The organism is Chromobacterium sp. LK1 (genome assembly GCF_001043555.1).
Classification (GTDB): domain Bacteria; phylum Pseudomonadota; class Gammaproteobacteria; order Burkholderiales; family Chromobacteriaceae; genus Chromobacterium; species Chromobacterium aquaticum.
This window is the reverse complement of record NZ_LDUI01000022.1, coordinates 1-25,236: the sequence shown is the minus strand read 5'-3', so window position 1 is coordinate 25,236 and position 25,236 is coordinate 1. Positions and strand designations below refer to the sequence as shown.

General features: G+C 65.9%; 21 protein-coding genes. 13 read left to right on the top strand and 8 right to left on the bottom strand.

Annotation, left to right across the window (positions count from 1 at the left end; all coding sequences use genetic code 11):
- The first annotated feature begins 59 nt into the window (after nt 1-59).
- The 3 genes from VI26_RS10740 to VI26_RS10730 all read left to right on the top strand — a co-directional run bounded on the left by VI26_RS10740 (nt 60) and on the right by VI26_RS10730 (nt 3,894).
- Nucleotides 60-1,448 carry an MFS transporter gene (locus tag VI26_RS10740; protein ID WP_048409744.1) on the top strand — a complete coding sequence of 463 codons (1,389 nt, stop codon included), beginning with the start codon at nt 60-62 and terminating at the stop codon, nt 1,446-1,448.
- 144 nt (nt 1,449-1,592) lie between these two features.
- Nucleotides 1,593-2,762 (top strand): p-hydroxyphenylacetate 3-hydroxylase oxygenase component, encoded by a 1,170-nt coding sequence (locus VI26_RS10735; protein ID WP_048409743.1) that lies wholly within the window; start codon nt 1,593-1,595, stop codon nt 2,760-2,762.
- 211 nt (nt 2,763-2,973) lie between these two features.
- A complete protein-coding gene (locus VI26_RS10730) occupies nt 2,974-3,894 on the top strand; it encodes a p-hydroxyphenylacetate 3-hydroxylase reductase component (RefSeq protein WP_048409742.1) in 921 nt (306 codons plus the stop codon).
- Between the two features lie 462 nt (nt 3,895-4,356).
- Here VI26_RS10730 and VI26_RS10725 read toward each other — a convergent pair whose 3' ends face one another.
- A complete protein-coding gene (locus tag VI26_RS10725; protein ID WP_048409741.1) occupies nt 4,357-5,244 on the bottom strand; it encodes a DMT family transporter in 888 nt (295 codons plus the stop codon).
- Between the two features lie 307 nt (nt 5,245-5,551).
- Nucleotides 5,552-6,538, bottom strand: a complete 987-nt coding sequence (locus VI26_RS10720; protein WP_048409740.1) for a LacI family DNA-binding transcriptional regulator — start codon at nt 6,536-6,538, stop codon at nt 5,552-5,554.
- Nucleotides 6,539-6,984: 446 nt separating this feature from the next.
- Between VI26_RS10720 and ptsP the strand changes: the two genes are divergently transcribed.
- The 4 genes from ptsP (at nt 6,985) to VI26_RS10700 (ending at nt 13,046) form a co-directional block, all read left to right on the top strand.
- The gene (gene ptsP / locus VI26_RS10715; protein ID WP_048409739.1) at nt 6,985-9,507 is read left to right on the top strand and encodes a phosphoenolpyruvate--protein phosphotransferase; all 2,523 of its coding nucleotides are present in this window, start codon (nt 6,985-6,987) and stop codon (nt 9,505-9,507) included.
- Nucleotides 9,504-10,451 (top strand): 1-phosphofructokinase, encoded by a 948-nt coding sequence (pfkB, locus tag VI26_RS10710; RefSeq protein ID WP_048409738.1) that lies wholly within the window; start codon nt 9,504-9,506, stop codon nt 10,449-10,451. The genes ptsP and pfkB overlap by 4 nt, the downstream gene beginning before the upstream one ends.
- 48 nt (nt 10,452-10,499) lie before the next feature.
- Nucleotides 10,500-12,191 (top strand): PTS fructose transporter subunit IIC, encoded by a 1,692-nt coding sequence (locus tag VI26_RS10705; protein WP_048409737.1) that lies wholly within the window; start codon nt 10,500-10,502, stop codon nt 12,189-12,191.
- Between the two features lie 129 nt (nt 12,192-12,320).
- Nucleotides 12,321-13,046: an ABC transporter substrate-binding protein gene (locus tag VI26_RS10700; protein WP_048409736.1), complete on the top strand. Its 726-nt coding sequence runs from the start codon at nt 12,321-12,323 to the stop codon at nt 13,044-13,046.
- A gap of 72 nt (nt 13,047-13,118) precedes the next feature.
- On the opposite strand, the gene VI26_RS10695 is transcribed toward VI26_RS10700, so the two are convergent.
- From VI26_RS10695 to VI26_RS10680, 4 genes are all read right to left on the bottom strand, one after another.
- Nucleotides 13,119-13,916, bottom strand: a complete 798-nt coding sequence (locus VI26_RS10695; RefSeq protein ID WP_156183838.1) for a hypothetical protein — start codon at nt 13,914-13,916, stop codon at nt 13,119-13,121.
- 36 nt (nt 13,917-13,952) lie between these two features.
- Nucleotides 13,953-15,095, bottom strand: a complete 1,143-nt coding sequence (locus VI26_RS10690) for a hypothetical protein (RefSeq protein WP_048409734.1) — start codon at nt 15,093-15,095, stop codon at nt 13,953-13,955.
- A 377-nt stretch (nt 15,096-15,472) separates the two neighbouring features.
- The gene (locus tag VI26_RS10685) at nt 15,473-15,835 is read right to left on the bottom strand and encodes a hypothetical protein (RefSeq protein ID WP_053074362.1); all 363 of its coding nucleotides are present in this window, start codon (nt 15,833-15,835) and stop codon (nt 15,473-15,475) included.
- A 76-nt stretch (nt 15,836-15,911) separates the two neighbouring features.
- Nucleotides 15,912-16,643 (bottom strand): hypothetical protein, encoded by a 732-nt coding sequence (locus VI26_RS10680; protein ID WP_053074361.1) that lies wholly within the window; start codon nt 16,641-16,643, stop codon nt 15,912-15,914.
- Nucleotides 16,644-17,191: 548 nt separating this feature from the next.
- Between VI26_RS10680 and VI26_RS10675 the strand changes: the two genes are divergently transcribed.
- The 6 genes from VI26_RS10675 to VI26_RS10650 all read left to right on the top strand — a co-directional run bounded on the left by VI26_RS10675 (nt 17,192) and on the right by VI26_RS10650 (nt 23,940).
- A complete protein-coding gene (locus VI26_RS10675; protein WP_048409733.1) occupies nt 17,192-17,608 on the top strand; it encodes a hypothetical protein in 417 nt (138 codons plus the stop codon).
- A 252-nt stretch (nt 17,609-17,860) separates the two neighbouring features.
- Nucleotides 17,861-18,835, top strand: a complete 975-nt coding sequence (locus tag VI26_RS10670) for an ABC transporter substrate-binding protein (RefSeq protein WP_048409732.1) — start codon at nt 17,861-17,863, stop codon at nt 18,833-18,835.
- A 19-nt stretch (nt 18,836-18,854) separates the two neighbouring features.
- Nucleotides 18,855-19,685, top strand: a complete 831-nt coding sequence (locus tag VI26_RS10665; protein ID WP_048409731.1) for an ABC transporter permease — start codon at nt 18,855-18,857, stop codon at nt 19,683-19,685.
- 246 nt (nt 19,686-19,931) lie between these two features.
- Nucleotides 19,932-20,723 (top strand): ABC transporter ATP-binding protein, encoded by a 792-nt coding sequence (locus VI26_RS10660; protein ID WP_048409730.1) that lies wholly within the window; start codon nt 19,932-19,934, stop codon nt 20,721-20,723.
- Nucleotides 20,724-20,749: 26 nt separating this feature from the next.
- Nucleotides 20,750-22,588 (top strand): ATP-binding protein, encoded by a 1,839-nt coding sequence (locus VI26_RS10655; RefSeq protein WP_048409729.1) that lies wholly within the window; start codon nt 20,750-20,752, stop codon nt 22,586-22,588.
- Nucleotides 22,585-23,940, top strand: a complete 1,356-nt coding sequence (locus VI26_RS10650; RefSeq protein WP_048409728.1) for a sigma-54 dependent transcriptional regulator — start codon at nt 22,585-22,587, stop codon at nt 23,938-23,940. Before VI26_RS10655 ends, VI26_RS10650 begins: the two co-directional genes overlap by 4 nt.
- 142 nt (nt 23,941-24,082) lie before the next feature.
- Here VI26_RS10650 and VI26_RS10645 read toward each other — a convergent pair whose 3' ends face one another.
- Nucleotides 24,083-24,760, bottom strand: a complete 678-nt coding sequence (locus VI26_RS10645; RefSeq protein ID WP_156183837.1) for a DUF6348 family protein — start codon at nt 24,758-24,760, stop codon at nt 24,083-24,085.
- 65 nt (nt 24,761-24,825) lie between these two features.
- Nucleotides 24,826-25,236: methyl-accepting chemotaxis protein (locus tag VI26_RS10640; RefSeq protein WP_048409727.1), on the bottom strand; the 411-nt coding region annotated here is incomplete at its 5' end.

The window sequence follows — 25,236 nt, the reverse complement described above, 5'->3', positions numbered from 1 at the left end:
CACAATAACAAGGCGCCGCGCTCCGCCGCCAGTCGGCACCACCCCGAGGAGAACGCAAGATGAAGCACCCCCACGCCGGCGCGCCCGCCAATGCGCGCAAAGTCGCCTACGCTACCGTGATCGGCACCGCCATCGAGTGGTACGACTTCTTCATTTACGCCAGCGCCGCCGGGCTGGTGTTCAACAAACTGTTCTTCGCCCCGGCCGGAGAGCAGTTCGCCACTCTGATCGCCTTCGCCTCCGTCGGCGTCAGCTTTCTGTTCCGCCCGCTGGGCGCCTTTCTCGCCGGCCATTACGGCGACCGGCTGGGCCGGCGCGCGATGCTGGTGCTGACCCTGGTGCTGATGGGCGCCTCCACCGCTCTGATCGGACTGCTGCCCACCTATGACAGCGCCGGCCTGCTGGCGCCGCTGGCGCTGATCCTGTTGCGCGTGCTGCAAGGCATCTCCGCCGGCGGCGAATGGGGCGGCGCGGTGCTGATGGCGGTGGAACACGCGCCGCCCGGCCAGCGCGGTCGCTACGGCGCCTTTCCGCAGATAGGCGTGCCGCTGGGCCTGTTGCTGGCCTCGGGCGTGTTCGCGCTGATGAGCGGAGTGGTGTCCCCCGGCGACGCCTTCCTGGAATGGGGTTGGCGCGTGCCCTTCCTGTTCAGCGTGGTGCTGCTGTTCATCGGCCAATGGGTGCGCCGCTCGGTGGAGGAAAGCCCGGTATTCGAGGAAATCAAGGCGCGCAAGGCCGGTTCGCGCACCCCGGTGCTGGATCTGTTCCGCCATCACGCGCCGCTGGTGCTGCTGGCCGCGCTGGTGTTCGCCGGCAATAGCGCCGTCGGTTACATGACCACCGGCGGCTTCATCCAGAACTACACCACCGACCCGGCCGGCGCGCTGCGCCTGGAGCGCACCCCGGTGTTGCTCGCCGTCGCCTTCGCCTCCGCCTGCTGGATGGCCTTCACCTGGCTGGCCGGCGTCTGGTCGGATCGCATCGGCCGCCGCCGCGTCTACATCATCGGCTTCGGCGTGCAGTTGGCCGGCGTGCTGCTGTTGTTCCCGTTGGTGAACAGCGCCAGCCTGCCGGCGGTGCTGCTGGCGCTATGTCTGTTGTCGGTGGGCACCGGCCTGACCTATGGCGCGCAATCGGCGTTCTACGCCGAGCTGTTTCCCGCCTCGGTGCGCTTCTCCGGCGTATCCATCTCCTACGCGCTGGGCGCGATCCTGGGCGGCGCCTTCGCGCCGATGATAGCCAAGGCGCTGATCGCCCAGACCGGCTCCACCGCCGCTGTGGCCGCCTACCTCAGCGGCATGACGCTGATCGGCCTGGCCGCCGTGCTGCTGCTGCGCGACCGCCGCGACATCCCGCTGGGACCGGAGCACGAAGCCGAGCAGGCCGCGTCGCCGATACGGCTGCCGCGCGCGCCGGCCACCGATATCCGTGGCGCCGGAATCTCATGAAAAGTACCAGCAATGGCTCGTAAGGTGCATTCCACTGCGCCATAAGGCTACCCATAATGCAAATTCGCTGAAGGTATTCATTATTATGCCGCCCGCCATGGATAGCGGGCCGCTTCAGCGCCATCAAGCACAAAGGAGACCACCATGCGCCATCCCAATCCCCTGCTGGAAACCCTGAGTCCCATCCTGCCCGCCATCGCCGCCAACGCGCGCCGGGCGGAAGAAGAACGCACCGTGCCGGCGGAAAACGTCGCCCTGCTGAAAGGCATAGGCTTTCACCGCGCCTTCCAACCCAAGCAATACGGCGGCCTGGAAATCAGCCTGCCCGAGTTCGCCGACTGCGTGGCGACGCTGGCGGGCGCCTGCGCCAGCACCGCCTGGGCGGTCAGCCTGCTGGCCACCCACAGCCACCAGATCGCGCTGTTTTCCGCCCAGCTGCAAGAGGAGGTCTGGGGCAGCAATCCGGACGCCACCGCCAGCAGCAGCATCGCGCCGCTGGGCCGCGCCGAAGCCGCGGACGGCGGCGTGCTGCTCAGCGGCGAAATGGGTTGGAGCAGCGGCTGCGATCACGCCGAATGGGCGATACTGGGCTTCCGCCGCCCAGCCGCCGACGGCAGCCCGCAGTACTGCTTCGCGGTGGTGCCTCGCGCGGATTATCAGATCCGCGACGACTGGCACGCCGCCGGCATGCAGGGCAGCGGCACCAAGACCCTGATCGTGCGCGACGTCTTCGTGCCGGAACACCGCATCGAGGCCGCCAAGGACATGATGGAAGGCCGCTCCGCCGGCTTCGGTCTGTACCCGGACAGCAAGATTTTCTACGCGCCCTACCGCCCCTATTTCGCCAGCGGCTTCTCCGCGGTCAGCCTGGGCGTGGCCGAACGCATGCTGCAAGTATTCAAGGAGCGCAGCCGCAATCGCATCCGCGCCTATACCGGCGTCCAGGTCGGCGCCGCCCTGCCCGCCTATATGCGGCTGGCGGAATCCACCCACCAGGTGCTGGCCGCGCGCGCCTTGCTGGAAGCCACCTGGCGCGAACACGCCGAACACGGCGTAGCCAAGCGCTACCCCAACGCTGAGACGCTGGCGTTCTGGCGCACCAACCAGGCCTATGCGGTGAAAATGTGCATCCAGGCGGTGGACCGCTTGTTCGAATCCATGGGCGGCAACTGCTGGCGGCTGGAGAACGAGGCGCAGCGGCTGTTCCGCGACGCGCACATGACCGGCGCCCACGCCTATACCGACTACGACGTCTGCGCGCAGATCCTCGGCCGTTCGCTGCTGGGATTGGAGCCGGACCCGGCCATGGTCTAAGAACCTGTTCAAAGTCTGCTGCGCTTCGTGAAGCGTCGCACGGTGAGTACAAGCTCAAAATGCTCATGTACCAGCTGTACATTCCGCTTTTTCGCTTGTTTTCGCCTTGTCTCGCTCTTGCTCGCGAGATCGTGAACAGGCTCCAAACCGTCCTATCCGCTCCCCACCCGCGCCGCGCCGGCCTTGCGCCGGGCGGCCCCGAGGACACGCCATGAACGCACCCGCCACTGCCCACGACGCGCGCGCGCTGCGCCGCGCGCTCGGCAACTTCGCCACCGGCGTCACCGTCGTCACCGCCACCGCGCCGGACGGCGAACGCGCCGGCGTCACCGCCAACAGCTTCAACTCCGTCTCGCTGGACCCGCCGCTGGTGCTGTGGAGCCTGGACAAGCGCTCGGCCAGCCATCCGGTGTTCGCGCAGGCCAGCCACTTCGTCGTCCACGTGCTGGCCGCCGACCAGATCGAACTGTCCAACCGCTTCGCCCGCGCCGCCGCCGACAAGTTCGCCGGCCTGGAACCGGAGGCCGGGCGCGGCGGCGCGCCGCTGCTGGACGGCTGCGCCGCCCGCTTCCATTGCCGGCTGCACCAGCAGTTGGACGGCGGCGATCACTGGATTCTGTTGGGCCTGGTCGAAGCCTTCGACGACTTCGGCGCCGCGCCGCTGCTCTACCACCAGGGCATGTACGCCGCCGCGCTGCCGCGCAGCCGGCCGGCCACCGCAGCGGAACCGCTGCCGGGTTGGCTGGGCGACAATCTGCTCTACCTGCTGACCCAGGCGCTGCAGGCCTACCAGGCCAGCTATCAGCCGCGCCAGCTCGCCACCGGGCTCAGCAGCGGCGAGGCGCGCATGTTGCTGGTACTGGAGCAGCATTCCGGCCTGGATGCCTGCGCGTTGCAGCGCGAGGTGGCGATGCCGGCGACGGAAATAGAACTGGCCGAAATGGTATTGCTGCGCAAAGGGCTACTCGCGCGCGGCGACACCGGCCATGAACTGACGGCGCTCGGCCGTGAACAAGCCGCCACGCTGTGGCGCATCGCCAGACAACAGCAGCAAGATATCCAGTCCGGGCTGGACGAGCAGGACCTGGCCGCCTGCAAGCGCGTGCTGCGCGCGTTGATCCAACAAGGCTGAGTCCCCCTCCCATCGCCGCGTCCGCGGCGGTCAAGGCCCGAGGCGCGCCGGGTCGAGACCGCCGCGCGCGGCCCGCCGGACGACAGCCCCTTAGAGCCTGTTCAAAGTCTCGCGAGCAAGAGCGAGACAAGGCGAAAACGAGCGAAAAAGCGGAATGTACAAGTGGTACATGAGCATTTTGAGCTTGTATTCACCGTTCAACGCTTCACGAAGCGCGGCAGACTTTGAACAGGTTCTTAAATCCACATACCGGCCGTCTTCATCCTTTATCAAGGTGACGAGCAGCGGGCGCCGCTCACATTCTTTCCAAAACCCTGCGACAGCGTGGTCAACAGCCGCGCGACCTGGTCCTTGGGGTGCGGCGATGTCTAGGCGCGCAATGAAGGTAATATCGGCTAACAAACCCCTGATACTGCGTTGCGCCGACTTGCCTCTGCCGTGAAACCGACAATATTAGCCGCTCTAATCAATTTCAGCGCGGCTTGCCTTAAAATTAAACTCCGTGATCAGCATGCCCAGAACAATCAGCCCTGCCCCCAGCAAATTCAAAGGCGACAACCGGTCACCCGCCAGAAAATAAGCAAAAACACCACCAAAAAGCGGTTCCAACACAATGATCAATGCGATTCGATTGGGTGACGAGGCAACCTGGGCCTGGGTCTGCACATAAAAACCGATTGCCGTCCCCAATAGGGCGATAATAAGAATCGCATTAATCGTCTCGCTTCGAGAGGGAAGCGCAAATTCATTCAATGCCAATGATTGCAGCAAGGACAAGCCTCCCACAACCGCGACCTGGACAAAGGTGATATTTAATACCCTCGCTGTTTTGCTGGCCTTGGACAAAATAACAATATGCAAAGCAAAGGAAGCCGCGCAGAGCACAACCAGCACATCTCCCCAATGCATGGCCAGATTTTTCAAGGTCAGCAAGGCAAGCCCAATCGTCGCCGTGGCTGCGCCGAGTAGCTGACGTTTTTCCGGACGGGTCTTTAGCAGCCAATAAGCAAACAGCGGAGTGAAGACAACGGCTAATCCAGTAATAAAGCTAGCATTGGAAGCGGTGGTGTAAGCCAATCCTTTGGTTTGAAAAAAGAAGGCCAAATATAACGCAAGCCCAGCGGCAACACCCCCGAGCACATCCTGCCGCGAGAAGCGCCCCCCTTTTAGCAACACCACCATCAGCATCACCAGCGCAGCGATGAGAAACCGATAGGCATTAAACGCTGAGTCGCTTAGATAGCGTAGCGCATCATGAATGGCAACAAACGACCACCCCCATAAGGCGGTGACTAAAATCAGCGCGGCTTCCCATCCTTGCCTGTGATTGCATGGATCAAGCTTACTCATGGGTTTTTCTTTCCGACTAAGCGACAATGTGTGGAAGAGATTCGCAATAGGCTATCAACTTGCTCCCCATGGCGAAAGTTAGGACCACTAGGTTCGTGGCGGCTTGCGGTCACCCGGACTTCATCTCGGAGCGGGAGACGCAGCTGGATTGCACAGAAATCCCAATCATGCGGAATCTCGATGACGGCGCGGTGAAGAAGAAAGAAGAAAGAAGACGAGTAAGCGCTGGAGCGTGGCTCCGCCAAGAAAAAGCCGGGCGCAAGCGCCCGGCCGTGTTTGCCCCCACATCAACTCGCTACCGCGGTGGCTAGCCGGCGGCCAGACTGGAACCCCGCACCACCAGCCGCCCGCTCAACACCACCTTGCGCGTGGGCCGCTGCGGCTGTTCCAACCGTTCCAGCAACATCGCCATCGCCGCGCGGCCGATCTCGTCCACCGGCTGCTCTATCACCGTCAGCCCCGGCCCGGCCAGCTCGGTCCAGCTGTCGTTGTCGAAACCGGCCAACGCCAATTGCCGCGGCAGTTCCAGCCTCAGCTCACGCACCGCGCGCATCGCCCCCAAGAGCAGCAAGCCGTTGCTGATCACCAGCGCCCGCGGCGCCTCCGCCTCTGCCAGCCAGGCGGACACCGCCTGCTGCGCAGCCTCGGCCGTGGGCGCGACGAAACGCGCCGGCGCCTCCAGCCCGGCCGCCGTCAGCGCCGCGGCGAAACCGGCATGGCGCTCGGCACCGGTGCTGCTGGTATTGCCAAACAGCCCGCCGATGCGCTCATGGCCCTGCTCGCGCAGATGGTCCACCAACAAACCGGCGGCGGCGGCATTGTCCAGCACCACCGCGTCGGCAGCCCCGCCGGGCGCGGCGCGGTCTACCAACACCACCGGGAAACCCAGCGCCTGCGCATCCAGCGTTTCCGCCGTCGCGCGGGTGGCGGCGAAGATCACCCCGGTCACACGCTCCTCCTGCATCAGCCGGAGATACATCGCTTCCTTGTCCGGATTCTCATCGGTATTGCACAGAATCACCCGCATGCCGGCCTGATAGGCCACATCCTCCACCGCGCGGCTGACCGCGGTGAAGAAGGGATTGCGGATATCGGACACAATCAGGCCTATCGTGTCGCTATGCTGCGAGCGCAACCGCCTGGCCGACAGATTGGGGCGATAACCGGTGGCGGCGATGGCCGCCGCCACCTTGGCTTTCAGCGCCTCGCTCACCGGGCCGTCGGCCAAGGCCCGCGACACCGTGGCCACCGACACGCCCGCCGCCCTCGCCACATCCTTGATGCTGACCGTCATATGGAATCGTTCTCTTTGCCATGAGCTGGATTCAATACCAGCAAGCATACCCTTAAAGTCATATTTTACAACACAGATGCTTGCGGTATCGCAAATCCATGCCGGCGGCGACAGCGCCATATTGACAGTCAAAATGTAATCGTTTTCAATGCAACTCAGCTGATGCGCCGACGCGTGCCGCCGCAAAGAACGATGGCGAGAATCCGGCCAATTCGCTATAGAGCCGCTAAGAGCCTGTTCAAAGTCTCGCGAGCAAGAGCGAGACAAGGCGAAAACGGCTGAGAAAGCGGAGTGTACATTCGGTACATGAGCATTTCGAAGCGGTTTTCAACGCCGTATCGCCGAAGCGCAGCAGACTTTGAACAGGTTCTAAGAGCCTGTTTGCGGCCATCACGCACACTGGACCAGAACCGCATCGCCCCCTGAACAGATAGATAGAGACCGCCATGCACGACACCGGATCGCCCTCCTCCCTGATCCAGCCGGAACTGATCCGGCTGGCTTGCCAGCCCGCAGACAAGGAAGCCGCCATCCGCCTGGCCGGCCAATTGCTGGCCGACGCCGGCTGCATAGAACCGGCCTATATCGACAGCCTGCTGCGGCGAGAAGCGGTGGCCAACACCTTCCTGGGCAATGGCCTGGCCATCCCACACGGCATGGTGGAAGACCGTCAGCTGATCCGCCGCACCGGCATCGCCATCGTGCAGATCCCGGACGGGCTGGAATGGAACCCTGGCCAGCGCACCCGCCTGGTCTTCGCCATCGCCGCCCAGTCCGACGAACACATCACCCTGCTGCGCCGGCTGACCCGGCTGCTGCAAGACCAGGTACGGCTGGAGCAGTTGTTCACCACCACGGACCCGGCCCGGATGCTGGCCCTGCTGGAGGAAAGCCCGGCGCCGGCGCCAGACGCCGACGCCGCGGTGGCCGACCTGGCCGAGCGCGCGCAATGGATAGTCGATTACCCCAACGGCCTGCACGCGCGCCCGGCCGCGCAATGGGTGGAAGCGGCGCGCCGCCACGCCGCCCAACTGCAAGTGCGCCACGGCCAGGACGCCGCCGACGCCAAGAACCTGATCAGCCTGCTACAGCTTGGCCTGCGCCACGGCGACACCGTGACCGTGTCCGCCCAGGGCCAGGATGCCGCCGCCGCGCTGGCCGGACTGCTGGCCGCGATGCGCGACGCCTCGGCCCAGGAACAGACCGACGCCGCGCTGGCCGCGCAAAAAGCGCAGCTGCTGGCGGCGCAGCAGGGCTGGACCCCGCCCGGCCGCCCGCTATCCATCGCCGGCGTCGCCGCCAGCCCCGGCCTCGCCATCGGCCGCGTGCGCGTGCTGCAGGCCGGCCGTCTGAACGTGCCGGACCGCCCGGTGGCGCTGGGCGAGGGCGGCGACCGCCTGCACGCGGCGCTGAACGCCACCCGCGTCGAACTGACCGAACTCTCGTCCGCCACCGCCGCCAAGCTGGGCCAGACCGAGGCCGGCATTTTCCGCGCCCAGGCCGAGCTGCTGAGCGATACCGATCTGATCACCCTGGCCTGCCAACTGATGGTGGCCGGCCATGGCGTGGAATGGGCCTGGCACCAGGCGGTGGAACGCATGGCGGAACGGCTGGCCGCGCTCGGCAATCCGCTGCTGGCGGCGCGCGCCGCCGATCTGCGCGACGTCGGCCGCCGCGTGCTGCGCCAGTTGGACCCGGCGCTGAACGGCGCCACCCTGGCCGATATCGACGGCGACGACTGCATTCTGCTGGCCGCCGACCTCACCCCGTCCGACACCGCCAGCCTGGACACCAGCCGCGTGCGCGCGCTGGCCACAGCCCAGGGCGGCCCCACTTCGCACACAGCCATCCTGGCGCGCACCCTGGGCCTGCCGGCGCTGGTGGCCGGCGGCCCGGCGCTGCTGGACATCGCCGACGGCACCCCGGCCATCCTGGACGGCATCGGCGGCAGGCTCTACCTGAACCCGGGCGCCGCGGACCTGGCCTCCGCCCGCGCCTGGCAGGACGCCCAGCAGCTGACCTTGCAGCAGCAAGCCGAGCAAAGGCAGCGTCCGGCGCAGACCACCGACGGCCACCGCGTGGAAATCGCCGCCAATATCAACCGTCCGGATCAGGTGGCGGCCGCGCTGGACGCCGGCGCCGAGGGCGTGGGCCTGATGCGCACCGAATTCCTGTTCCTGGAACGCGAGCAGGCGCCCAGCGAGGACGAGCAATTCCAAACTTACAGCGCGATGATGGCGGCGCTGGACGGCCGCCCGCTAATCGTGCGCGCGATGGACATAGGCGGCGACAAGCAGGTGGATTACCTGCAGTTGCCCGCCGAGGAGAACCCCTTCCTCGGCATGCGCGGCTCGCGCCTGCTGCTGCGCCGCCGCGATCTGCTGGAACCACAGTTGCGCGCGCTCTACCGCGCCGCCCGCGGCGGCAAGCCGCTGGCCATCATGTTCCCCATGATCACCTCGCTGAAGGAAATCACCCGCCTCAAGGGCTGGTGCGAAGGCATACGCCGCGAACTGGACGCGCCGGAAGTGCCGCTGGGCATCATGGTGGAAGTGCCGGCCGCGGCCCTGCTGGCCGATCAGCTGGCCGACTACGTGGACTTCTTCTCCATCGGCACCAATGACCTGACCCAGTACACGCTGGCGATAGACCGCCAGCACCCGGAACTGGCCGCCGAGGCCGACAGCCTGCACCCGGCGGTGCTGCGGCTGATCCGCCAGACCGTGGCCGGCGCCGCCCGCCGCCAGCGCTGGGTCGGCGTCTGCGGCGGCATCGCCGGCGACCCGTTCGGCGCGGCGCTGCTGACCGGCCTGGGCGTGTCCGAGCTATCAATGAGCCCGCGCGACGCCGCCGCGGTCAAGGCCAAGCTGTGCGCCAACAGCCTGCAGACACTGCGCGAGTTGGCGGAACAGGCGCTGGCCTGCGACAGCGCCGACGAAGTGCGCATGCTGGCGCGGGAGCTGTCATGAGCGCGCGCGTCTATACCGTCACGCTCAACCCGGCGCTGGACCAGACCGTGACCCTGGAGCGGCTGATGCCCGGCGCGGTCAACCTGGCGCAAAACGCCAGCAGCAATGCCGGTGGCAAGGGCGTCAACGTGGCCAGCTGCCTGGCCGACTGGGGCGCGCCGGTCAGCGCCTGCGGCCTGCTGGGCCGCAATAACGGCGAAGCCTTCGAACAACTGTTCCAGGCCAAGGGCATCGCCGACCGCATGCTGCGCCTGCCCGGCGACACCCGGATCAATATCAAATTGGCCGAACTCGCCAGCGGCGACACCACCGACATCAATCTACCCGGCATCGCCGCCGACGCCGCCGAGTTGGATCGCGTCAGCGCCGACCTGGAAGCCGCGCTGCGACCCGGCGACATCGTCGCCCTGTGCGGCAGCCTGCCGCCCGGCCTGCCGGCCGACGGCTACGCCCGCCTGCTGCGCAGCCTGCGCCCGCTAGGCGCGCGGCTGCTGCTGGACAGCAGCGGCGAGGCGCTGCGCCTGGCGCTGAACGGCGCCGCTCCGCCGCACTGCGTCAAGCCCAACCGCCAAGAACTGGAGCAATGGGCCGGCCGCAGCCTGCCCGACAGCGCCGCGCTGCTTGCCTGCGCGCGCGAGCTGCTGCAAGCCGGCGTGGAACGGGTGGTGATATCGCTGGGCGCCGAAGGCGCGCTCTTCGTCGAAAACGGCCAGGCGCTGCTGGCGACGCTGCCGGCGCAGCGGCCGTTGAGCACGGTGGGCGCCGGCGACGCGCTGGTGGCCGGCCTGGCCGCCGGCTGGCGCGACGCGCTGGCGCTGCCCGCCGCCGCGCGGCTGGCGGTGGCCTTCGCCGCCGCCAAGCTGGCGCGGGTCGGCCCGCATCTTCCGCCCGCGGAGCAAGTGCGCGCGCTGGCGGCCCAGGCCCAGCTCCTCCAGCTGGACTGAGAGCCTGTTTACGATCGGCCGCAACGAACAACACCAGAGGAAGACAACATGAACCTGCTCGCCATCATCGCCTCCGGCGACCGCAGCACCCAGGGCCTCCTGGCCGCGGAAGCGCTGCGTCAGGCCGCCCTGCAACAAGGACACCAGCTCAGCGTGGAACTGGACGGCGCGCCGCAGCTGAGCGACGCCGACATCGCCGCCGCGCATGGCCTGCTGCTGGTGGACGCCGCCGCCCGCCCGGCGCTGGCCGCGCTGCCCAGCCGCGCCGTCAGCCTGGATCTGGCGCTGGCCGATCCCGCCGCCGCGCTGCGCCAAGCCGCCGATGCCGCCCCGAACCCGGCGGCGGACGCCGCGCCGCTGTTCATCGTCGCCATCACCTCCTGCCCCACCGGCATCGCCCACACTTTCATGGCCGCCGAAGGCCTGAGCCAGGCGGCCCAGGCGCTGGGACACCGCATCCGCGTGGAAACCCAGGGCTCGGTCGGCGCGCAGAGCACGCTCAGCGCCGGCGAAATCGCCGAAGCCGACCTGGTGATCATCGCCGCCGACACCCAGGTGGAGCTCAGCCGCTTCCACGGCAAGCGCCTATTCCAAAGCGGCACCAAGCCGGCCATCAGCGACGGCCAGGGCCTGCTGCGGCGCGCCCTCGCCGAGGCCGCGCCCCACCTGGACGCCGCCACCGCCACGCCGGAAAAACCGGCCAGCGAGCGCAGCGGCCCGTACAAGCATTTGATGACCGGCGTGTCCTTCATGCTGCCCTTCGTCACCGCCGGCGGCATCATGATCGCGCTGGCCTTCGCGCTGGGCGGCATCTACGCCTTCGACGACGCCCACAAGGGCACGCTGGCCTGGGCGCTGTTCCAGATCGGCGCCAAATCCGCCTTCGCGCTGATGGTGCCCATCCTCGCCGGCTACATCGCCTACTCCATCGCCAACCGCCCGGGCATCGCGCCCGGCATGGTGGGCGGCATGCTGGCCGCCAGCCTGGGCTCCGGCTTTCTCGGCGGCATCATCGCCGGTTTCATCGCCGGCTACGGCACCGACTGGCTGAACCGCAAGATCCAGCTGGGCCGCAATCTGGACGGCCTCAAGCCGGTGCTGATCCTGCCGGTGCTGGGCTCGCTGCTGGTGGGCCTGTTGATGATCTACGTGATCGGCGGCCCGGTGGCCGCCTTGCTGGGCATGCTGACCGAGGCGCTGAAAAGCCTGCAGGGCAGCAGCGCGCTGGTGCTGGGCGCCATCATCGGCGCGATGATGGCCTTCGACATGGGCGGCCCGGTCAACAAGGCCGCCTACGCCTTCTCCACCGGCCTGATCGCCAGCCAGGTATATACGCCGATGGCCGCGGCCATGGCCGCCGGCATGACCCCGCCGCTGGGCATCGCGCTGGCCACCAAGCTGTTCGCCGACCGCTTCAGCGCCGACGAACGCGAGGCCGGCAAGGCCGCCGGCGTGCTGGGCCTGGCCTTCATCAGCGAAGGCGCCATTCCCTTCGCCGCGCGCGACCCGCTACGGGTGATCCCGGCGCTGATGCTGGGCTCGGCCGTGGCCGGCGCCATTTCCATGCTGGCCGGCGTGGAACTGAAAGTGCCGCATGGCGGCGTGTTCGTGCTGCCCATTCCCAACGCCGTCAGCCATCTGGGCTTCTATCTGCTGGCGCTGCTGGCTGGCACCGCCATCACCGCCCTGATGCTGCGCGCGCTGAAAAAGCCGGCGCCCACGGCGGCGGCGACAGCCTAGGCCCCGCCGCGCCAAGCCCGGCCCATCCGGCTACGGATGGGCTTTTTCATTCCGCGCCGCCACCCGCCTCCTTGCCGCCCCGCCCGCTCCCGGCTATACCGACGAAGGGCGACGACAGCGGGAGCAACCATGAGGCGTGTGTTGAGCATGCTGTTGTTTTGCGGGGCGGCCTGGGCGGCCCAGCCGGAAGCTTGGCGCATCGCCGGCGATATCCAGTTCGCCCCCTACAGCTATCAGGGCGAGGCCGATGCCAGGCCACAGGGCCTGGACGTGGAGCTGGTGCAGGCGGTAATGGCGGAAACTCGGATTCCCTACCAGCTTCACCTCTATCCCTGGGAGCGGGTCAAACAGATGCTGGGCAACGGCGACGTGGACATGGCCTTCCAGTTCGCCGGCACCGCCGAGCGGCGCAACCAGTACGAGCTGGCTGGCCCGATACGCACCGGCCGCACCGTTTTCATGGTGCTGAAGCAGCACTCGCTGCAAAGCTGGAACACCCTGGGCGACCTCGCCCCCTTCACCGTCGGCCAGGTTCATGGCTACGCCTACGAATCCTCCTACGACAAGGCTCCGCTCAAGCGCGACGCCAGCGCCACCAATCCCGAGCAACTATTGCTGATGCTGCTGGCCGGCCGCATCGATCTGATCGTCGGCGATCGCGGCCAGCTGCTCTACTACGCGCGCCAGCTGCGCGCGCTGCCGCATGTGCGCATCCTGCCCAAGCCGCTGGTGGAAATGCCGCGCTTCGTCGCCTTCGCCAAGGGCGACAGCCGCGCCGCGGCGTTCAACGCCGCGCTGGCCCGGCTGCAGCAAAGCGGGAAACTGCAAACGATTTACAACCACTGGCAGCAATGAACGGCCCGCTTCCAGACGCGAAAAAGCCCGGCCGGCGCCGACAGGCGCCAAACCGGGCTTAAGCCGGACGATCTACAAGCAGCCGGCGGTGCCGCCGCCCACATTCAGCCTGGCCGCCGCATTGCCGCGCAAGGACATCACATTATCCTTCAAGGATTGCAGCCGGCGGCCGTTGAACTCGTGCGCCAACTCGCGCGCCGCGCTGCCTTCCGCCTCCTCCGCCGCCTTGGGCAGATAGGATATCTTGATGTCGGACACATAGTCGGTCTGATTCGCCAATTGCTGGCGGATCACATTGTCGCAAGACGCGCACGGCGCCTGCGAAATATAGCCGACCATGCTGCCGCCGCGCGGCACCGCGCCGTCCAGAATATCCTTCTCGAAGGTTTTCAAGGCCTTCAATTCCGCGTCCGTCGCCTGCTGGCCTATGGTGGCGGACAGCTTGCCGTTGGGCACGTTCACATTGGTGGCGGCCTTTTCCACGCTGCTCTGCCGCAGATAGCCGGGATAGGCCTTGTGGCCGGCGGAATTGGCCTCGTACAGCAAATCGGCGGTGTCCTGGCCGGACATCGCGTTGTAGACGCGGGTGCCGCCCGGATAGTTGTACTCGAAGCGGGCCACGGTGGCCCCGCGCCATTTGGCCACCAGGTTCTTCAGCTTGGACGAGGACGGCGGGTTGGCCTTGGCCGCGCCGCTGACGCCATTGACATGGTACTCCATCGCGTTGACCAATTCGCCCGGCACCAGGCTGTTCTTGTCGCTCACCTTGCTGATATCCACCGTCGCCCCGGCCAGCGCCACCTGGGACAGCGCCAGCATCAGAACGGCGGCCGCCGCCGCGCGCGCTTGCTTGAATGTATGCATCGTCATGATTTCAATCCTGTTCGCATCGCTTGATCGCCAAGCTCAAATCCGGCAGAAGCGGCTGAGATAGCCGGACTCGCTGGCCGCCACTTCTTCTTCGGTCAAGGCCGCCTCGGCCCCCAGCTCGGACGCTTCCAAGGTGGAGAAGAACTCCATCGCCGCCATGCCCTCCATCAGCAACGCAATCGGCAGCAATAGCTTGGCCAGGCGCTGGAAACCGCTGCTTTCCCGCTCGGACGGCGGATGCGGCTTCATTTGCTGCTGATAAAGCTTGCGATACCAGTCGCTCAGCTTCTGGTCGGTCATATTGGCGTAGCACAGCTTGCCGCTGCTCTCCGGGTAGAGATTCTTGCCATCCTTGGCGCAGGGGAAGTCGAACAGATAACCCTTGCGGTCCTGGTAGGCCGCGGCCAGGCGCGCCACGCGGAACTGCGCGGCCGGTTGGAACTGGCCGTTCTTGAAGCCGGCCGAGTTAAAGCGAGTGCGCCGCACCTCGTTGTGCAGCAGGTTCATCAGATAATGCTTGTCGTACTCGGACAGGCTGTTCACGCCGGTGGTGGCACCGCTCAGATAACGGTCCAGTACTTCCTTGCGGATGCCGTTCTGCAACTGCTTGGCCGCCGGCACTTGCTGCGTCGCGTCGCGCAGCAACTGCGCCGCCACCGCGAACTTGGCGGCTATGGTGCTATAGCCATAGCCGAACACGTCCAGGCTCTTGTAGAAGATGTCGCCATCCACCCCGGCCTTGAAGGCATTGGCCAACACCAGCTTGTCCTCGTCCTGGCGGTAGCCGGCGCGGCCGCGCTTGAGGTCCACGTCCACGCCCGGCAAGGCCTTGTTCAGGCCCGCCTCGCTGGCGAACAATTTGACCGAATCGTCCAGCGTCAGATTGACGCGGTGATAGCGGTTGAAATCGCTGAGCGCGTTATTCCACTCTATGGAGTTGATGATGGGCGGCTGGAGATTGAGCTCGGAATAGACCGAGCCGGGGGTTTTCAGAAACTCACCGGCGATCTTGTCGCCGCCGAGATCGGCATGGCTGCGGTTCTTGGTCTTGTAATACAACACCGACTTCAACAAGGTGTCGGGCACGAAGCTGGCGGCCATCGCCGGCGACGTCAGCAGCAAGCTGGCGGCTGCCAGGCCGCACAAGCAGCGCGAACGCCGAGTAGTGCTTTGGGTCATCACGGACTCCAAGTGATTATCAACAGGAGGTGGGCATGGTCGGCTTTCGGAGGCCGGTTTTAGAACCTGTTTACGATTTGCTGCGCGTCGGCGATACCGCGTTGAAGCCAAGCTCAGTGCTCATGTACCACCTGTACATTCCGCTTTTCGCTCGTTTCCGCCTTGTCTCGCCTTAGCTCGCGAGATCGTGAACACGTTCTAAGCCCAGCTAAAAATAAGAGAAACATGAATTGCTAATGGACATGAGCGTAAAGCCGGGGTTCCGCCGGAAATTGCAAAAATCGCTCATTGCGCATAAAACACAAAAAAACCAATGCCAAGGGCAATAAAAAACCGCCGCAAGCGGCGGTGGTGATTCATGCCTGTAGCGGCGGACGCTAGGCCGCCGGCCACAATCGCGGCTCCAATTCGTCGAACCAGGCCGCCAACTGGATATAGGCATCGCTCCAGCCGCTGCTGATGCTGACTTCCTGCAAATAGCAGGTGGGCGCGAACCAGCGCACCAGCGCCGACCGCTCCGGCAACTGGCCGGCGCGCAGCCGCGCCAGCTCCGGAACCACCTCGGCCAGCGCCTGTTCCGCATCGCGCCACGATGTCCACATGAAGTCATTGTCCGGCAAGGCCAGCAACTCCTGTACCGCCTCAACGATACGCAACATCGCCTCCAGGGGCAGACCGGGGTCTATGCCCTGTCGCAGCAGACCGCGCGTGATCGGCAACGTCATCGATTGTTCTTCCATGCTCCCTCCTGATCAAACTTGACCAAGCATTGGCTCATCAGCTCGCGAGCCAAGGCACTCCGGCCGCTGCGGCCTTTCAAGACCAGTCAAAGGTCAACAAGGCCACCTTGTTGTCCGGCTCGTAGAACAGCAGGATGGAGTCCGCGCCATTGGCAACGTAATCGTATCCGGTCACGCAGGCGACAAAGCGGAAGCGCTTGCCATCCGGGCCTATCGGCACCACGTTTTCTTCGTCCTCCTCATCCAGCGGCAAGGCGCTGGGGCTGGTCCAGTTGCCGCCGTAGACGCCGCCGCCCAGCTGATCGATCAGATTGGATGGTTCATCGGCGCTGAAATCGCTGTCCTCGCTGATGAAAGGGCCGCCGACGTAGTGCAAGGCGCCCAGACGCCGATAACGCGCTTTCGCCGCCTGGTAGGACGCATGTTGCGCGGCGCAGTGCTCGCGCAGCCAGCCATGCTCGTCTGCCGCGTCCGCCGGTGGCGGCTCCGGCATCTCCTCCGCCAGGAAATAGCGGAAATCGCCCAGCAAATGGTAGCGATTGGCCTCATCCAGGCGGAAAGCCAGCCAGTTGCTGGCCAGATAGTCATTATGAAACGCCTCGCTGCCGTCGCCGACATAGCCATCGCAGGGCTCCACCGGCGCCACCAGGTGAATCCAGCCGGACCAGGCGGGATCGACGGCGGCCAGTTCTATGGAGACGCAGGGCAGCAGATGCTTGGCGTATTGCCGCACCGGCTCGGCGAACACGGACTCCGGTTCCGGGAACACTTGCAGAAAGGGCTGCGGGGTCTTGATGTCGTTCAACATGATTCTAAAGATATCCTGGTCAAGCGTGGCGGCGCGCCGCCGCGCGGAAGCGATAAGCCAATAGCGCGAGCGCGTCATTATCCACATCCCGCCATACGAAATGAATACATTTTGCGGCCTCCGCCGGCGCCGCCCGCTCGCGCCGCTCCGTGCCGCCTTGACCCCCGCGAGAGCGCTCGGCACTATTTCAGCGTGCCGCCAAACCCGCGGCGCCCAGATCATCAATCTGGCCTCGCCACCGCGGACCGGACGCCAACAGCGTCTTGTCCCCGTCCCAGAACCATCCGTCCTTCCTTAGGACGTGTTTACGATCTCGCGAGCTAAGGCGAGACAAGGCGGAAACGAGCGAAAAGCGGAATGTACTCGTGGTACATGAGCACTGAGCTCGGTTTCAACGCGGTATCGCCGCCGCGCAGCAGAGCGTAAACAGGTTCTTACCGGATAGACCATGGGGGGCATCGGGCAAGTCCCGAGCCCCAATATCTTCACACCAGTCTGCCCAGCCCTCCGACCCGGATGCGGCTAAACCTTGTTTCAGGAGAGAGCGCATGTCAGTCAAACTCCCACTCCGTCGGCACTATCGGCCCGGCACCAAGCCGGTGCCGCACCAGGAGCTGCCCTTCGTCGCCATCATGCCCGGCCACTTGCGCCAGCATTGCTGGCAAGTGCCGCCCGCCGACAATTACCACCAGGCCTACCGCATAGGCCGCGAGTTCGCCGGCCACTACATCCAGTATGTGCAAGACAATCCCAACGGCCATGGCCATGCCTTGCTGGCGCGCATTGCCGGCGACATCGACTTCAGCGATCAAAGCGCGGTCCGCGGCTACTGGGCCGGCTTCTTCGCCTTGATCGAGCAGGTGCTGGTCTTCCCCATCGACATCTTCGACTACATCGACCGCGTCAATACCAGGGAGGAAGCGCTGCGCGAGATGATGGGTTCACGACCGCGAAATATTAAATAAATTAATAATAACCAAGGTCGCCGCGCATCTGCGCCAGTTTTGGCACAGTCCGCGGCGACGCTGGCTGAATCCGGCCACGTGCCTCCCTTTCTACCCATATAAATCAGTCGTTTGCGCCCCAGGCGCGCTGGCACGCGCCTTGCATAAGTAAGTCAGACCGCAGCGCAAGGCCGCGCCGTTGAAATGCAAACGTCGTATAAATAAAAGGTTGCCGAGCATAGCCCGGCTCCCTACTCACAAAGGAGAAACATCATGCAAGGCATCCGCACCTGGTTCTGTCTCGCCGCCGTCAGCGCCGGCATCTCACTGTCCGCCCAGGCCGCCGACGTGGTCAGGCTGGGCAATCTCAAGTTCGCCCACTACGGCGCCATCAGCTATATGAAGGAAATTGCGCCCAAGTACGATCTCAAGATCGAAGAGCGCATGTTCGCCAAGGGTATAGACATCATGCCTGCCATCGTCGCCGGCGAAGTGGACATCGCTGCCAGCGCGGCGGACGCGGCGGTGGCCGGTCGCGCCGGCGGCGCGCCCATCTTCGCGGTGGCCGGCTTCGCCAAGGGCGGCGCGCGCATCGTCGCCGCCAAGGACAGCGGCATCAAGAGCGTCAAGGACTTGAAGGGCAAGAAGGTGGGCGTGGCGCGCGGCGGCGCGCAGGAATTGCTGCTGGCGGCGGAACTGGCCAAGTACAAGCTCACTTGGTCCGACAAGCCGGGCAAGGATGTGCAGGTGATCTACATGCCCTTCGCCGATTTGAACCAGGCCCTGATGGGCAAGCAGATAGACGCGATGAGCCAGTCCGAGCCGCAATCGTCCCAGGCCATCAACAAGGGCTTCGGCGTGGAAGTGCTGAAGCCTTACGACACCCCGCTGGGCGAGCCCATCCGCACCCTGGTGATGACAGAGAAGATGTACAAGGAGCGCCGCGGCGTGGCGGAACGCTTGATCAAATGCTTCGTGGAGGCCACCAATACCTTCATCAAGAACCCCAAGCTGGCGGAAAAATACGTGCGCGAGAATATGTTCAAGAATCAGATCAGCGCCGACGACTTCCAGGATGCGATCTCCAACTCCCCCTATAGCTACGATCTGAGCGTGGCCCATATCCAGACCACCACCGACATGATGCAGCAGTACGGCATCGGCAAGATGGCCAAGCCGCCCAAGGCGGCGGACTGGGTGAAGCTGGACTTGCTGGGCAAGGCCAAACAGGAACTCAAGGTTAATTGACGGCGGCGGGAGCGTATTCATGCAGCAGACTGTGTTTTCCCGGCTGAGACCATTGTTGTCCAGCCTGGCGGTGCCCATCGCCATCCTCTTGTTCTGGCAGGCCAGTTCCAGCCTGGGCTGGATCAATCCGCAAATCCTGCCCTCGCCGCTGGCGGTGCTGCAGAAATGGCTGGCCTACTGGCAGCCGCTGGAAGCCTACGATCCGGCGGCGGGCGGCTATCTCGCCTGGCTGCTGTCCGGCGAGCTGATCCACGACGTGGCGGCCAGCCTGTGGCGCGTGGTGCTGGGCTTCGCGCTGGGCGGCGGCCTGGGCCTGCTGCTGGGCCTGTTCATGGGCGTCAGCGACCCGGTGTACCGGGCGTTCAATCCCTTGATCCAGTTCCTGCGGCCGATTCCGCCTATCGCCTGGACCCCGCTGTCCATCCTGTGGTTCGGCCTGGGCAATCCGCCGGCGGTGTTCCTGATCACCATAGGCGCGTTCTTCCCCATTCTGATGAACACCATCTCCGGCGTGCGCAATGTGGATGGCATCTATATCCGCGCCGCGCGCAACCTGGGCGCCAGTCGCGCCACCCTGTTCCGCCGGGTGATCCTGCCGGCGGCCACGCCCTTCATCTTCACCGGCGCGCGGGTGGGCATGGGCACCGCCTTCATCGTGGTGATCGTGGCGGAAATGATCGCGGTGAACAGCGGCGTCGGCTACCGCATCATGGAGGCGCGCGAGTATTTCTGGACCGACAAGGTCATAGCCGGCATGGTCACCATCGGCATTCTCGGCCTGTTGATCGATGTGCTGATGCAGGGGCTGAACAATCGCCTGCTGAAGTGGCATCGCGGCATCGACCAATAAGAACCCGCTCAATGTCTGCTGCGCGTTGTGGATCGTCGCAAGGTGAGCGCCGCCTCGAAATGCTCATGTACCACGCGTGCATTCCGCTTTCGCGGCAGTTTTCGCCTTGTCTCGCCCTAGCTCGCGAAACATTGAACAGACGCTGATCACAACGCGCCGCCGGGCCCGTCTCGACACGGGCGCGGCGCAAAGAACGAATTCGCGCAACAGCGGCCCCCACTGCTGCGCGACATGGAAGGATGAGGCATGAGCGCTCAAATCGAAGTGCAACAAGTGCAAAAAGTATTCAAGACGCCGGGCGGCGACGTGATCGCCCTGCGCGATATCCAGCTGGACATCCAGGCCGGCGAGTTCGTCTGCCTGCTGGGTCCGTCCGGCTGCGGCAAATCCACCCTGCTCAACGCCATCGCCGGCTTCGCGCCGCCCAGCGGCGGACAGATCCTGGTGGCCGGCCAGCGCGTCGCCGCGCCCGGGCCGGACCGCGGCATGGTGTTCCAGGAATACGCGCTGTTTCCATGGATGACGGTGGAGCAAAACATTGGCTTCGGCCTGGAAATCCAGAAGCGCTCCCCGGCCGAGATCCGCGCCGCGGTGGAACCGCTGCTGGACAAGCTGCACCTGCGCGATTTCCGCCACCGCTTCCCCAAGGACCTGTCCGGCGGCATGCGCCAGCGGGTGGCGATCGCGCGGGTGCTGGCGCTGGATTCGCCGGTGATGTTGATGGACGAGCCCTTCGGCGCGCTGGACGCGCTGACGCGGCGCTCCTTGCAGGACGAACTGCTGCGCATCTGGCAGGAAAGCGGCAAGACCATCATCTTCGTCACCCACAGCATAGAAGAATCCATCTACCTGGCGGACCGGGTGGTGGTGATGACCTACCGCCCCGGCACCATCAAGCGCGACGTGCGGGTGGAGCTGCCGCGGCCGCGCGACCCCAGCGCGCCGGGCTTCAACGACCTGAAACGGGAGTTGACCCGGCTGGTGATGGAGGAACATTCACGCCACGAGGCCGCGGAGCTGCAAGCTGCGGTAGACTGAGGCATCACCGATTTCCGCCCGCTGCCATGCTCATCCGCGCATTGCGTTTTCTGCTGAAAAGCCTGCCCTACCTGTTGTTGCCGGCGCTGGTGCTGGGCGGCGGCTGGATTCTGGCCAGCCGCATGCTGGTGACCGAGGCGGAACGCGAGGGCCGGCACCGGGCGGAGATGCACGCCGCCAACCTGAGCGCCACGCTGGAGCAATACCGCTACCTGCCCTATGTGCTGGCGCTGAACCAGGACATCCTCAACCTGCTGGCGGAGCCGCGCAACCCGCGGCGGGTGGAGGCGCTGAACCGCTATCTGGAACAGGTGAACCGGCAGTCGCGCACTTCGGCGCTATTCATCGTCAACGTGGACGGCATCGCGCTGGCATCCAGCAACTGGATGTCGCCGTACAGCTTCGTCGGCAACAGCTACGCTTTCCGCCCATATTTCCAGCAGGCGCTGGCCGGCCTGTCCGGCAGCTTCTACGGCATAGGCAGCACCAGCCGCGAGCCCGGCTACTTCCTGTCCTGGCCGGTCTTGTCCGGCCGCCGCATCGTCGGCGTCGCGGTGGTCAAGGTCAGCCTGGCGCCGCTGGAGGAAGCCTGGCGCAAGGGCGCGGAACCGGTGCTGGTCAGCGACCGCCACGGCGTGGCCTTCCTCAGCGCCAACCCGGACTGGAAATTCGCCACCTGGCAGCCGCTGCCGCCCGAGGTGCGCCGCCAGATCGACGCCACGCGCCAATACCTGGGCGCCAAGCTGCACCCCTTCGCCTTGCTGCAGCCGCATGCCGATTGGCGGCGGCAGGCCTGGCTGGCGCCGGACAGCGAGCGCAAGCTGCTGGCCGGCCGCTATCTGCAGATCCGGCAGCAACTGCCGCAAACCGGCTGGACGCTGACGCTGCTGGTGGACATGCACGGCCGCAACCTCACGCTGCTGGCCATCATGAGCACGCTGCTGGTCAGTTGCCTGGGTTTGCTGACGCTGTGGCATTACTGGCGGCTGCGCCTGCGCCGGCTGCGCGAGCAGCTGGCGGCGCAGCAGGCCTTGCAGCAGGCGCACGATCAGCTGGAACGCAAGGTGGCGGAGCGCACCCGCGACCTGGCGCTGAGCAATACCCAGCTGTCGGCGGAGATCCGCGAGCGCATCCAGACCGAAAACAGCCTGCGCATCACCCGCGGCCAATTGGCCGAGGCCAGCAAGCTGGCGGCGCTGGGCCAGATGGCGGCCGGGGTCGCGCATGAGATCAACCAGCCGCTGGCGGCGCTGCGCGCCTTCGCCGACAACGCGGTGACCCTGCTGCAGCGCGGCCGCGCCGACGCCGCCAGCGATAATCTGGGCCAGATCTCGCAATTGGTGGAACGCATCGCCCACATCACCCGGGATTTGAAAACCTTCGCCCGCCGCCACCGCGGCCCGCTGGGCCAGACCCACCCGCTCGCCGCGCTGCGCGACACGCTGACCCTGCTGCAGCCGGCGCTGACCGAGGCGCGCATCACGCTGACGCAGCAATTGCCTGAGCAATGCCCGGCCATCGCCTGCGACGCCATCGGCCTGGAACAGGTGTTCACCAATCTGCTGAGCAACGCCATAGACGCGATGCGGCCGCAGGGACAGGGCCAGCTGGAGATCAGCCTGCTGCACAAGGCCGGCATGCTGGAATTCCGCCTGCGCGACCACGGCCCCGGCATCGCCGACGCCGATCTGCCGCATCTGTTCGAGCCCTTCTACAGCACCAAGCCGCGCGGCCAGGGTCTGGGCCTGGGCCTGGCCATCGTGCAGGAAATCGTCGAGCAGTCCGGCGGCCGCATCGAGGCCGGCAACCATCCGGACGGCGGCGCCTGCTTCATCATCAACTGGCCCTGCGAGCCCACGCCATGACAAGCCCCCCTCCTTCCTCCGCCAGCGCCGGCATCGGCGTGATCTATGTCGAAGACGATACGGCGGTCCGCATGGCCACGCTGCAATCGCTGGAACTGGCCGGCCTGCCGGTGCAAGCCTGCGCCGACGCCGAAAGCGCGCTCGCCCTGCTGCGGCGCGACGAGCGCGCGGTGCTGCTCAGCGATGTGCGCCTGCCCGGCCTCAGCGGCCTGGAGCTGATGGAACAGGCGCTGAACCTGGACCGGGAACTGCCGGTGATCCTGGTCACCGGCCATGGCGACATCGCGATGGCGGTGGCGGCCACCCGCGCCGGCGCCTACGACTTCATCGAGAAACCCTATGCGCCGGGCCGGCTGAGCGAAACCGTGCTGCGCGCGCTGGACAAGCGGCGGCTGACGCTGGAAAACCGCCAACTGCGCGCCAGCCTGGCGCGCAGCAACGGACCGGTGCTGATCGGCCACAGCCCGGCGATGCAGGCATTGCGCGAAACGTTGGCCAATATCGCCGACACCGACGCCGACGTGCTGATCCACGGCGAAACCGGCACCGGCAAGGAAATGGTGGCGCAGGCGCTGCACGCCTGGAGCCGCCGCCGCGAACGTCATTTCGTGCCGCTGAACTGCGCCGGACTGCCGGAATCCATTTTCGAGAGCGAAATCTTCGGCCACGAGGCCGGCGCCTTCACCGGCGCGCTCAAGCGCCGCATCGGCAAGATCGAATACGCCAGCGGCGGCACCTTGTTCCTGGACGAGATCGAAGGCATGCCGCTGGCCTTGCAAGCCAAGCTGTTGCGGGTGCTGCAACAGCGGGTGGTGGAAAGGCTGGGTTCCAACAGCCTGGTGCCGGTGGATTGCCGGGTGGTGGCCGCCACCAAGGACGACCTGGCACAGGCCAGCCAGCAGCGGCGCTTCCGCGAGGATCTGTACTACCGCCTCAATGTGGTGTCGCTGCGGCTACCGCCGCTGCGGGAACGGCGCGAGGATATCCCGGACCTGTTCCAGTGGTTCGTGGAGCAGGCCGCGGCGCGTTTCGACCGCCCGGCACCGGACGCGCCACCGGCGCTATTGGGCCGCTTGCAGGCGCAAACCTGGCCGGGCAATGTGCGCGAGCTGCGCAATGCGGCGGAACGCTATGTGCTGGGCGTGGCGCCGGACGGCGGCGAGCCGGAGGCCTATGCGCCCAGCGCGCTGGACGCACGCGTGGACGCTTACGAGAAGCAATTGATCGAGCAGGCGCTGCTGCGCACCCAGGGCCAGGTAATGCAGGCGGCGGAGCTGCTGGGCATTCCGCGCAAGACGCTGTACAACAAGTTCGCCAAGCATGGCATAGACCCGGACGGCTACCGCGCCTGAAGAGCCGGTTTACGAGCTCGCGAGCTAGGGCGAGACAAGGCGAAAACGAGCGAAAAAGCGGAATGTACCCGTGGTACATGAGCACTGAGCTCGCACTCACCGTGCAACGCTTCGCGACGCGCAGCAGATCGTAAACAGGTTCTCACACCGCGCGCAGCAGCATGAAATGGCGCAGACTGTAATAACCCTGCGCCGCCGGCCACGGCAAGGCGCCCAGCATGCTCAGCCCCGCCTCCCAGCGCTGATTGTCCAGCAGTGCTTCCGTGACGAACTCGCCGTTCAGATTGCAGAAGAACAGCCGCGACCAATGCGTGTCCTGGTCCAGCTTTTCCGCGCGCAGCGCGGCGGTGGCCTGGCGGAACAAGGCTTCGAACAAGGGCTGTTCCAGATGCTCGGCCGCGCCGCGCAGGCCGAAGTTGCCGATGTAAGCCATATAATCGCGGCCGGCGATTTCCCAGCGCCGCTCGGTGACCTGGGCCTCGTCGGCAATGCCCCACAGGCCCGCCAGCAGCACGTGCAGCACATTGGCGCTGAAATTCTCCAGCGCGTCGTCCAGCCCCTGCTGGCCCGCGCCCAGACCGGCGAAGCTTTCCATCATGCGGACATCGTTGTCCAGCAACACATGGACATCCAGCCGGCCATTGTTCTCGCCCGGCGTCCAGTGCGCGCCTATCGCCGGCAGCTGAGCGTGCGGCAGCAGCCAGCCCTTGGCCTCCTGGCAAGGCAGGCCATGGGCGGCCAAGAGCCGCGCCAATGCCGGCGTGGGATCCAGCGGTTCTTGAGGCGCCGTGGAGCGGGTATCCATAATGTTTGCCGACAAGGTATCCATCCTGTTTCATTCAGTCGCGATGGCCGGCAGTTTACCATCTGCGGCCGGCGGCGGCGCTAGAGCCTGAAGCTGGCCGCGGCCTGACGCAGCCCGGTCGCCAGCGTCTCCAGCGCCTTGACCTCGGCCTCGGCCTCCAGCGCCGTGGCCCGGGTCTGCCCGGCCAGGCCCGCCACCTGTTCCATATTGCCGGCCACGTCGCGGTTGGCCTCGGCCTGCTCCGCCGCCGCGCCGGCCACCGCGCGGATATTGTCGCGCGCGGACTGAGCGCCGCCGCGGATGCGGCTCAGCGCGTCCGCCGCCTGCCGCGCCATGCTCACGCCGCTGTCCACTCGCGGCCCCACCTCGCCCATGCTGGCCACCACGGAATCGGTGTCGGTCTGTATCGCCTGGATGGTGGCGGCGATCTGGCGCGTGGCCTCGCCGCTGCGGTCGGCCAGCTTGCGCACTTCGTCGGCCACCACCGCGAA

Excerpts from the sequence above, each read along its gene's own strand:
- VI26_RS10740 (WP_048409744.1), top strand. The coding sequence starts at position 60 with ATGAAGCACCCCCACGCCGGCGCGCCCGCCAATGCGCGCAAAGTCGCC.
- VI26_RS10735 (WP_048409743.1), top strand. The coding sequence starts at position 1,593 with ATGCGCCATCCCAATCCCCTGCTGGAAACCCTGAGTCCCATCCTGCCC.
- VI26_RS10730 (WP_048409742.1), top strand. The coding sequence starts at position 2,974 with ATGAACGCACCCGCCACTGCCCACGACGCGCGCGCGCTGCGCCGCGCG.
- VI26_RS10725 (WP_048409741.1), bottom strand. The coding sequence starts at position 5,244 with ATGAGTAAGCTTGATCCATGCAATCACAGGCAAGGATGGGAAGCCGCG.
- VI26_RS10720 (WP_048409740.1), bottom strand. The coding sequence starts at position 6,538 with ATGACGGTCAGCATCAAGGATGTGGCGAGGGCGGCGGGCGTGTCGGTG.
- ptsP (WP_048409739.1), top strand. The coding sequence starts at position 6,985 with ATGCACGACACCGGATCGCCCTCCTCCCTGATCCAGCCGGAACTGATC.
- pfkB (WP_048409738.1), top strand. The coding sequence starts at position 9,504 with ATGAGCGCGCGCGTCTATACCGTCACGCTCAACCCGGCGCTGGACCAG.
- VI26_RS10705 (WP_048409737.1), top strand. The coding sequence starts at position 10,500 with ATGAACCTGCTCGCCATCATCGCCTCCGGCGACCGCAGCACCCAGGGC.
- VI26_RS10700 (WP_048409736.1), top strand. The coding sequence starts at position 12,321 with ATGAGGCGTGTGTTGAGCATGCTGTTGTTTTGCGGGGCGGCCTGGGCG.
- VI26_RS10695 (WP_156183838.1), bottom strand. The coding sequence starts at position 13,916 with ATGACGATGCATACATTCAAGCAAGCGCGCGCGGCGGCGGCCGCCGTT.
- VI26_RS10690 (WP_048409734.1), bottom strand. The coding sequence starts at position 15,095 with ATGACCCAAAGCACTACTCGGCGTTCGCGCTGCTTGTGCGGCCTGGCA.
- VI26_RS10685 (WP_053074362.1), bottom strand. The coding sequence starts at position 15,835 with ATGGAAGAACAATCGATGACGTTGCCGATCACGCGCGGTCTGCTGCGA.
- VI26_RS10680 (WP_053074361.1), bottom strand. The coding sequence starts at position 16,643 with ATGTTGAACGACATCAAGACCCCGCAGCCCTTTCTGCAAGTGTTCCCG.
- VI26_RS10675 (WP_048409733.1), top strand. The coding sequence starts at position 17,192 with ATGTCAGTCAAACTCCCACTCCGTCGGCACTATCGGCCCGGCACCAAG.
- VI26_RS10670 (WP_048409732.1), top strand. The coding sequence starts at position 17,861 with ATGCAAGGCATCCGCACCTGGTTCTGTCTCGCCGCCGTCAGCGCCGGC.
- VI26_RS10665 (WP_048409731.1), top strand. The coding sequence starts at position 18,855 with ATGCAGCAGACTGTGTTTTCCCGGCTGAGACCATTGTTGTCCAGCCTG.
- VI26_RS10660 (WP_048409730.1), top strand. The coding sequence starts at position 19,932 with ATGAGCGCTCAAATCGAAGTGCAACAAGTGCAAAAAGTATTCAAGACG.
- VI26_RS10655 (WP_048409729.1), top strand. The coding sequence starts at position 20,750 with ATGCTCATCCGCGCATTGCGTTTTCTGCTGAAAAGCCTGCCCTACCTG.
- VI26_RS10650 (WP_048409728.1), top strand. The coding sequence starts at position 22,585 with ATGACAAGCCCCCCTCCTTCCTCCGCCAGCGCCGGCATCGGCGTGATC.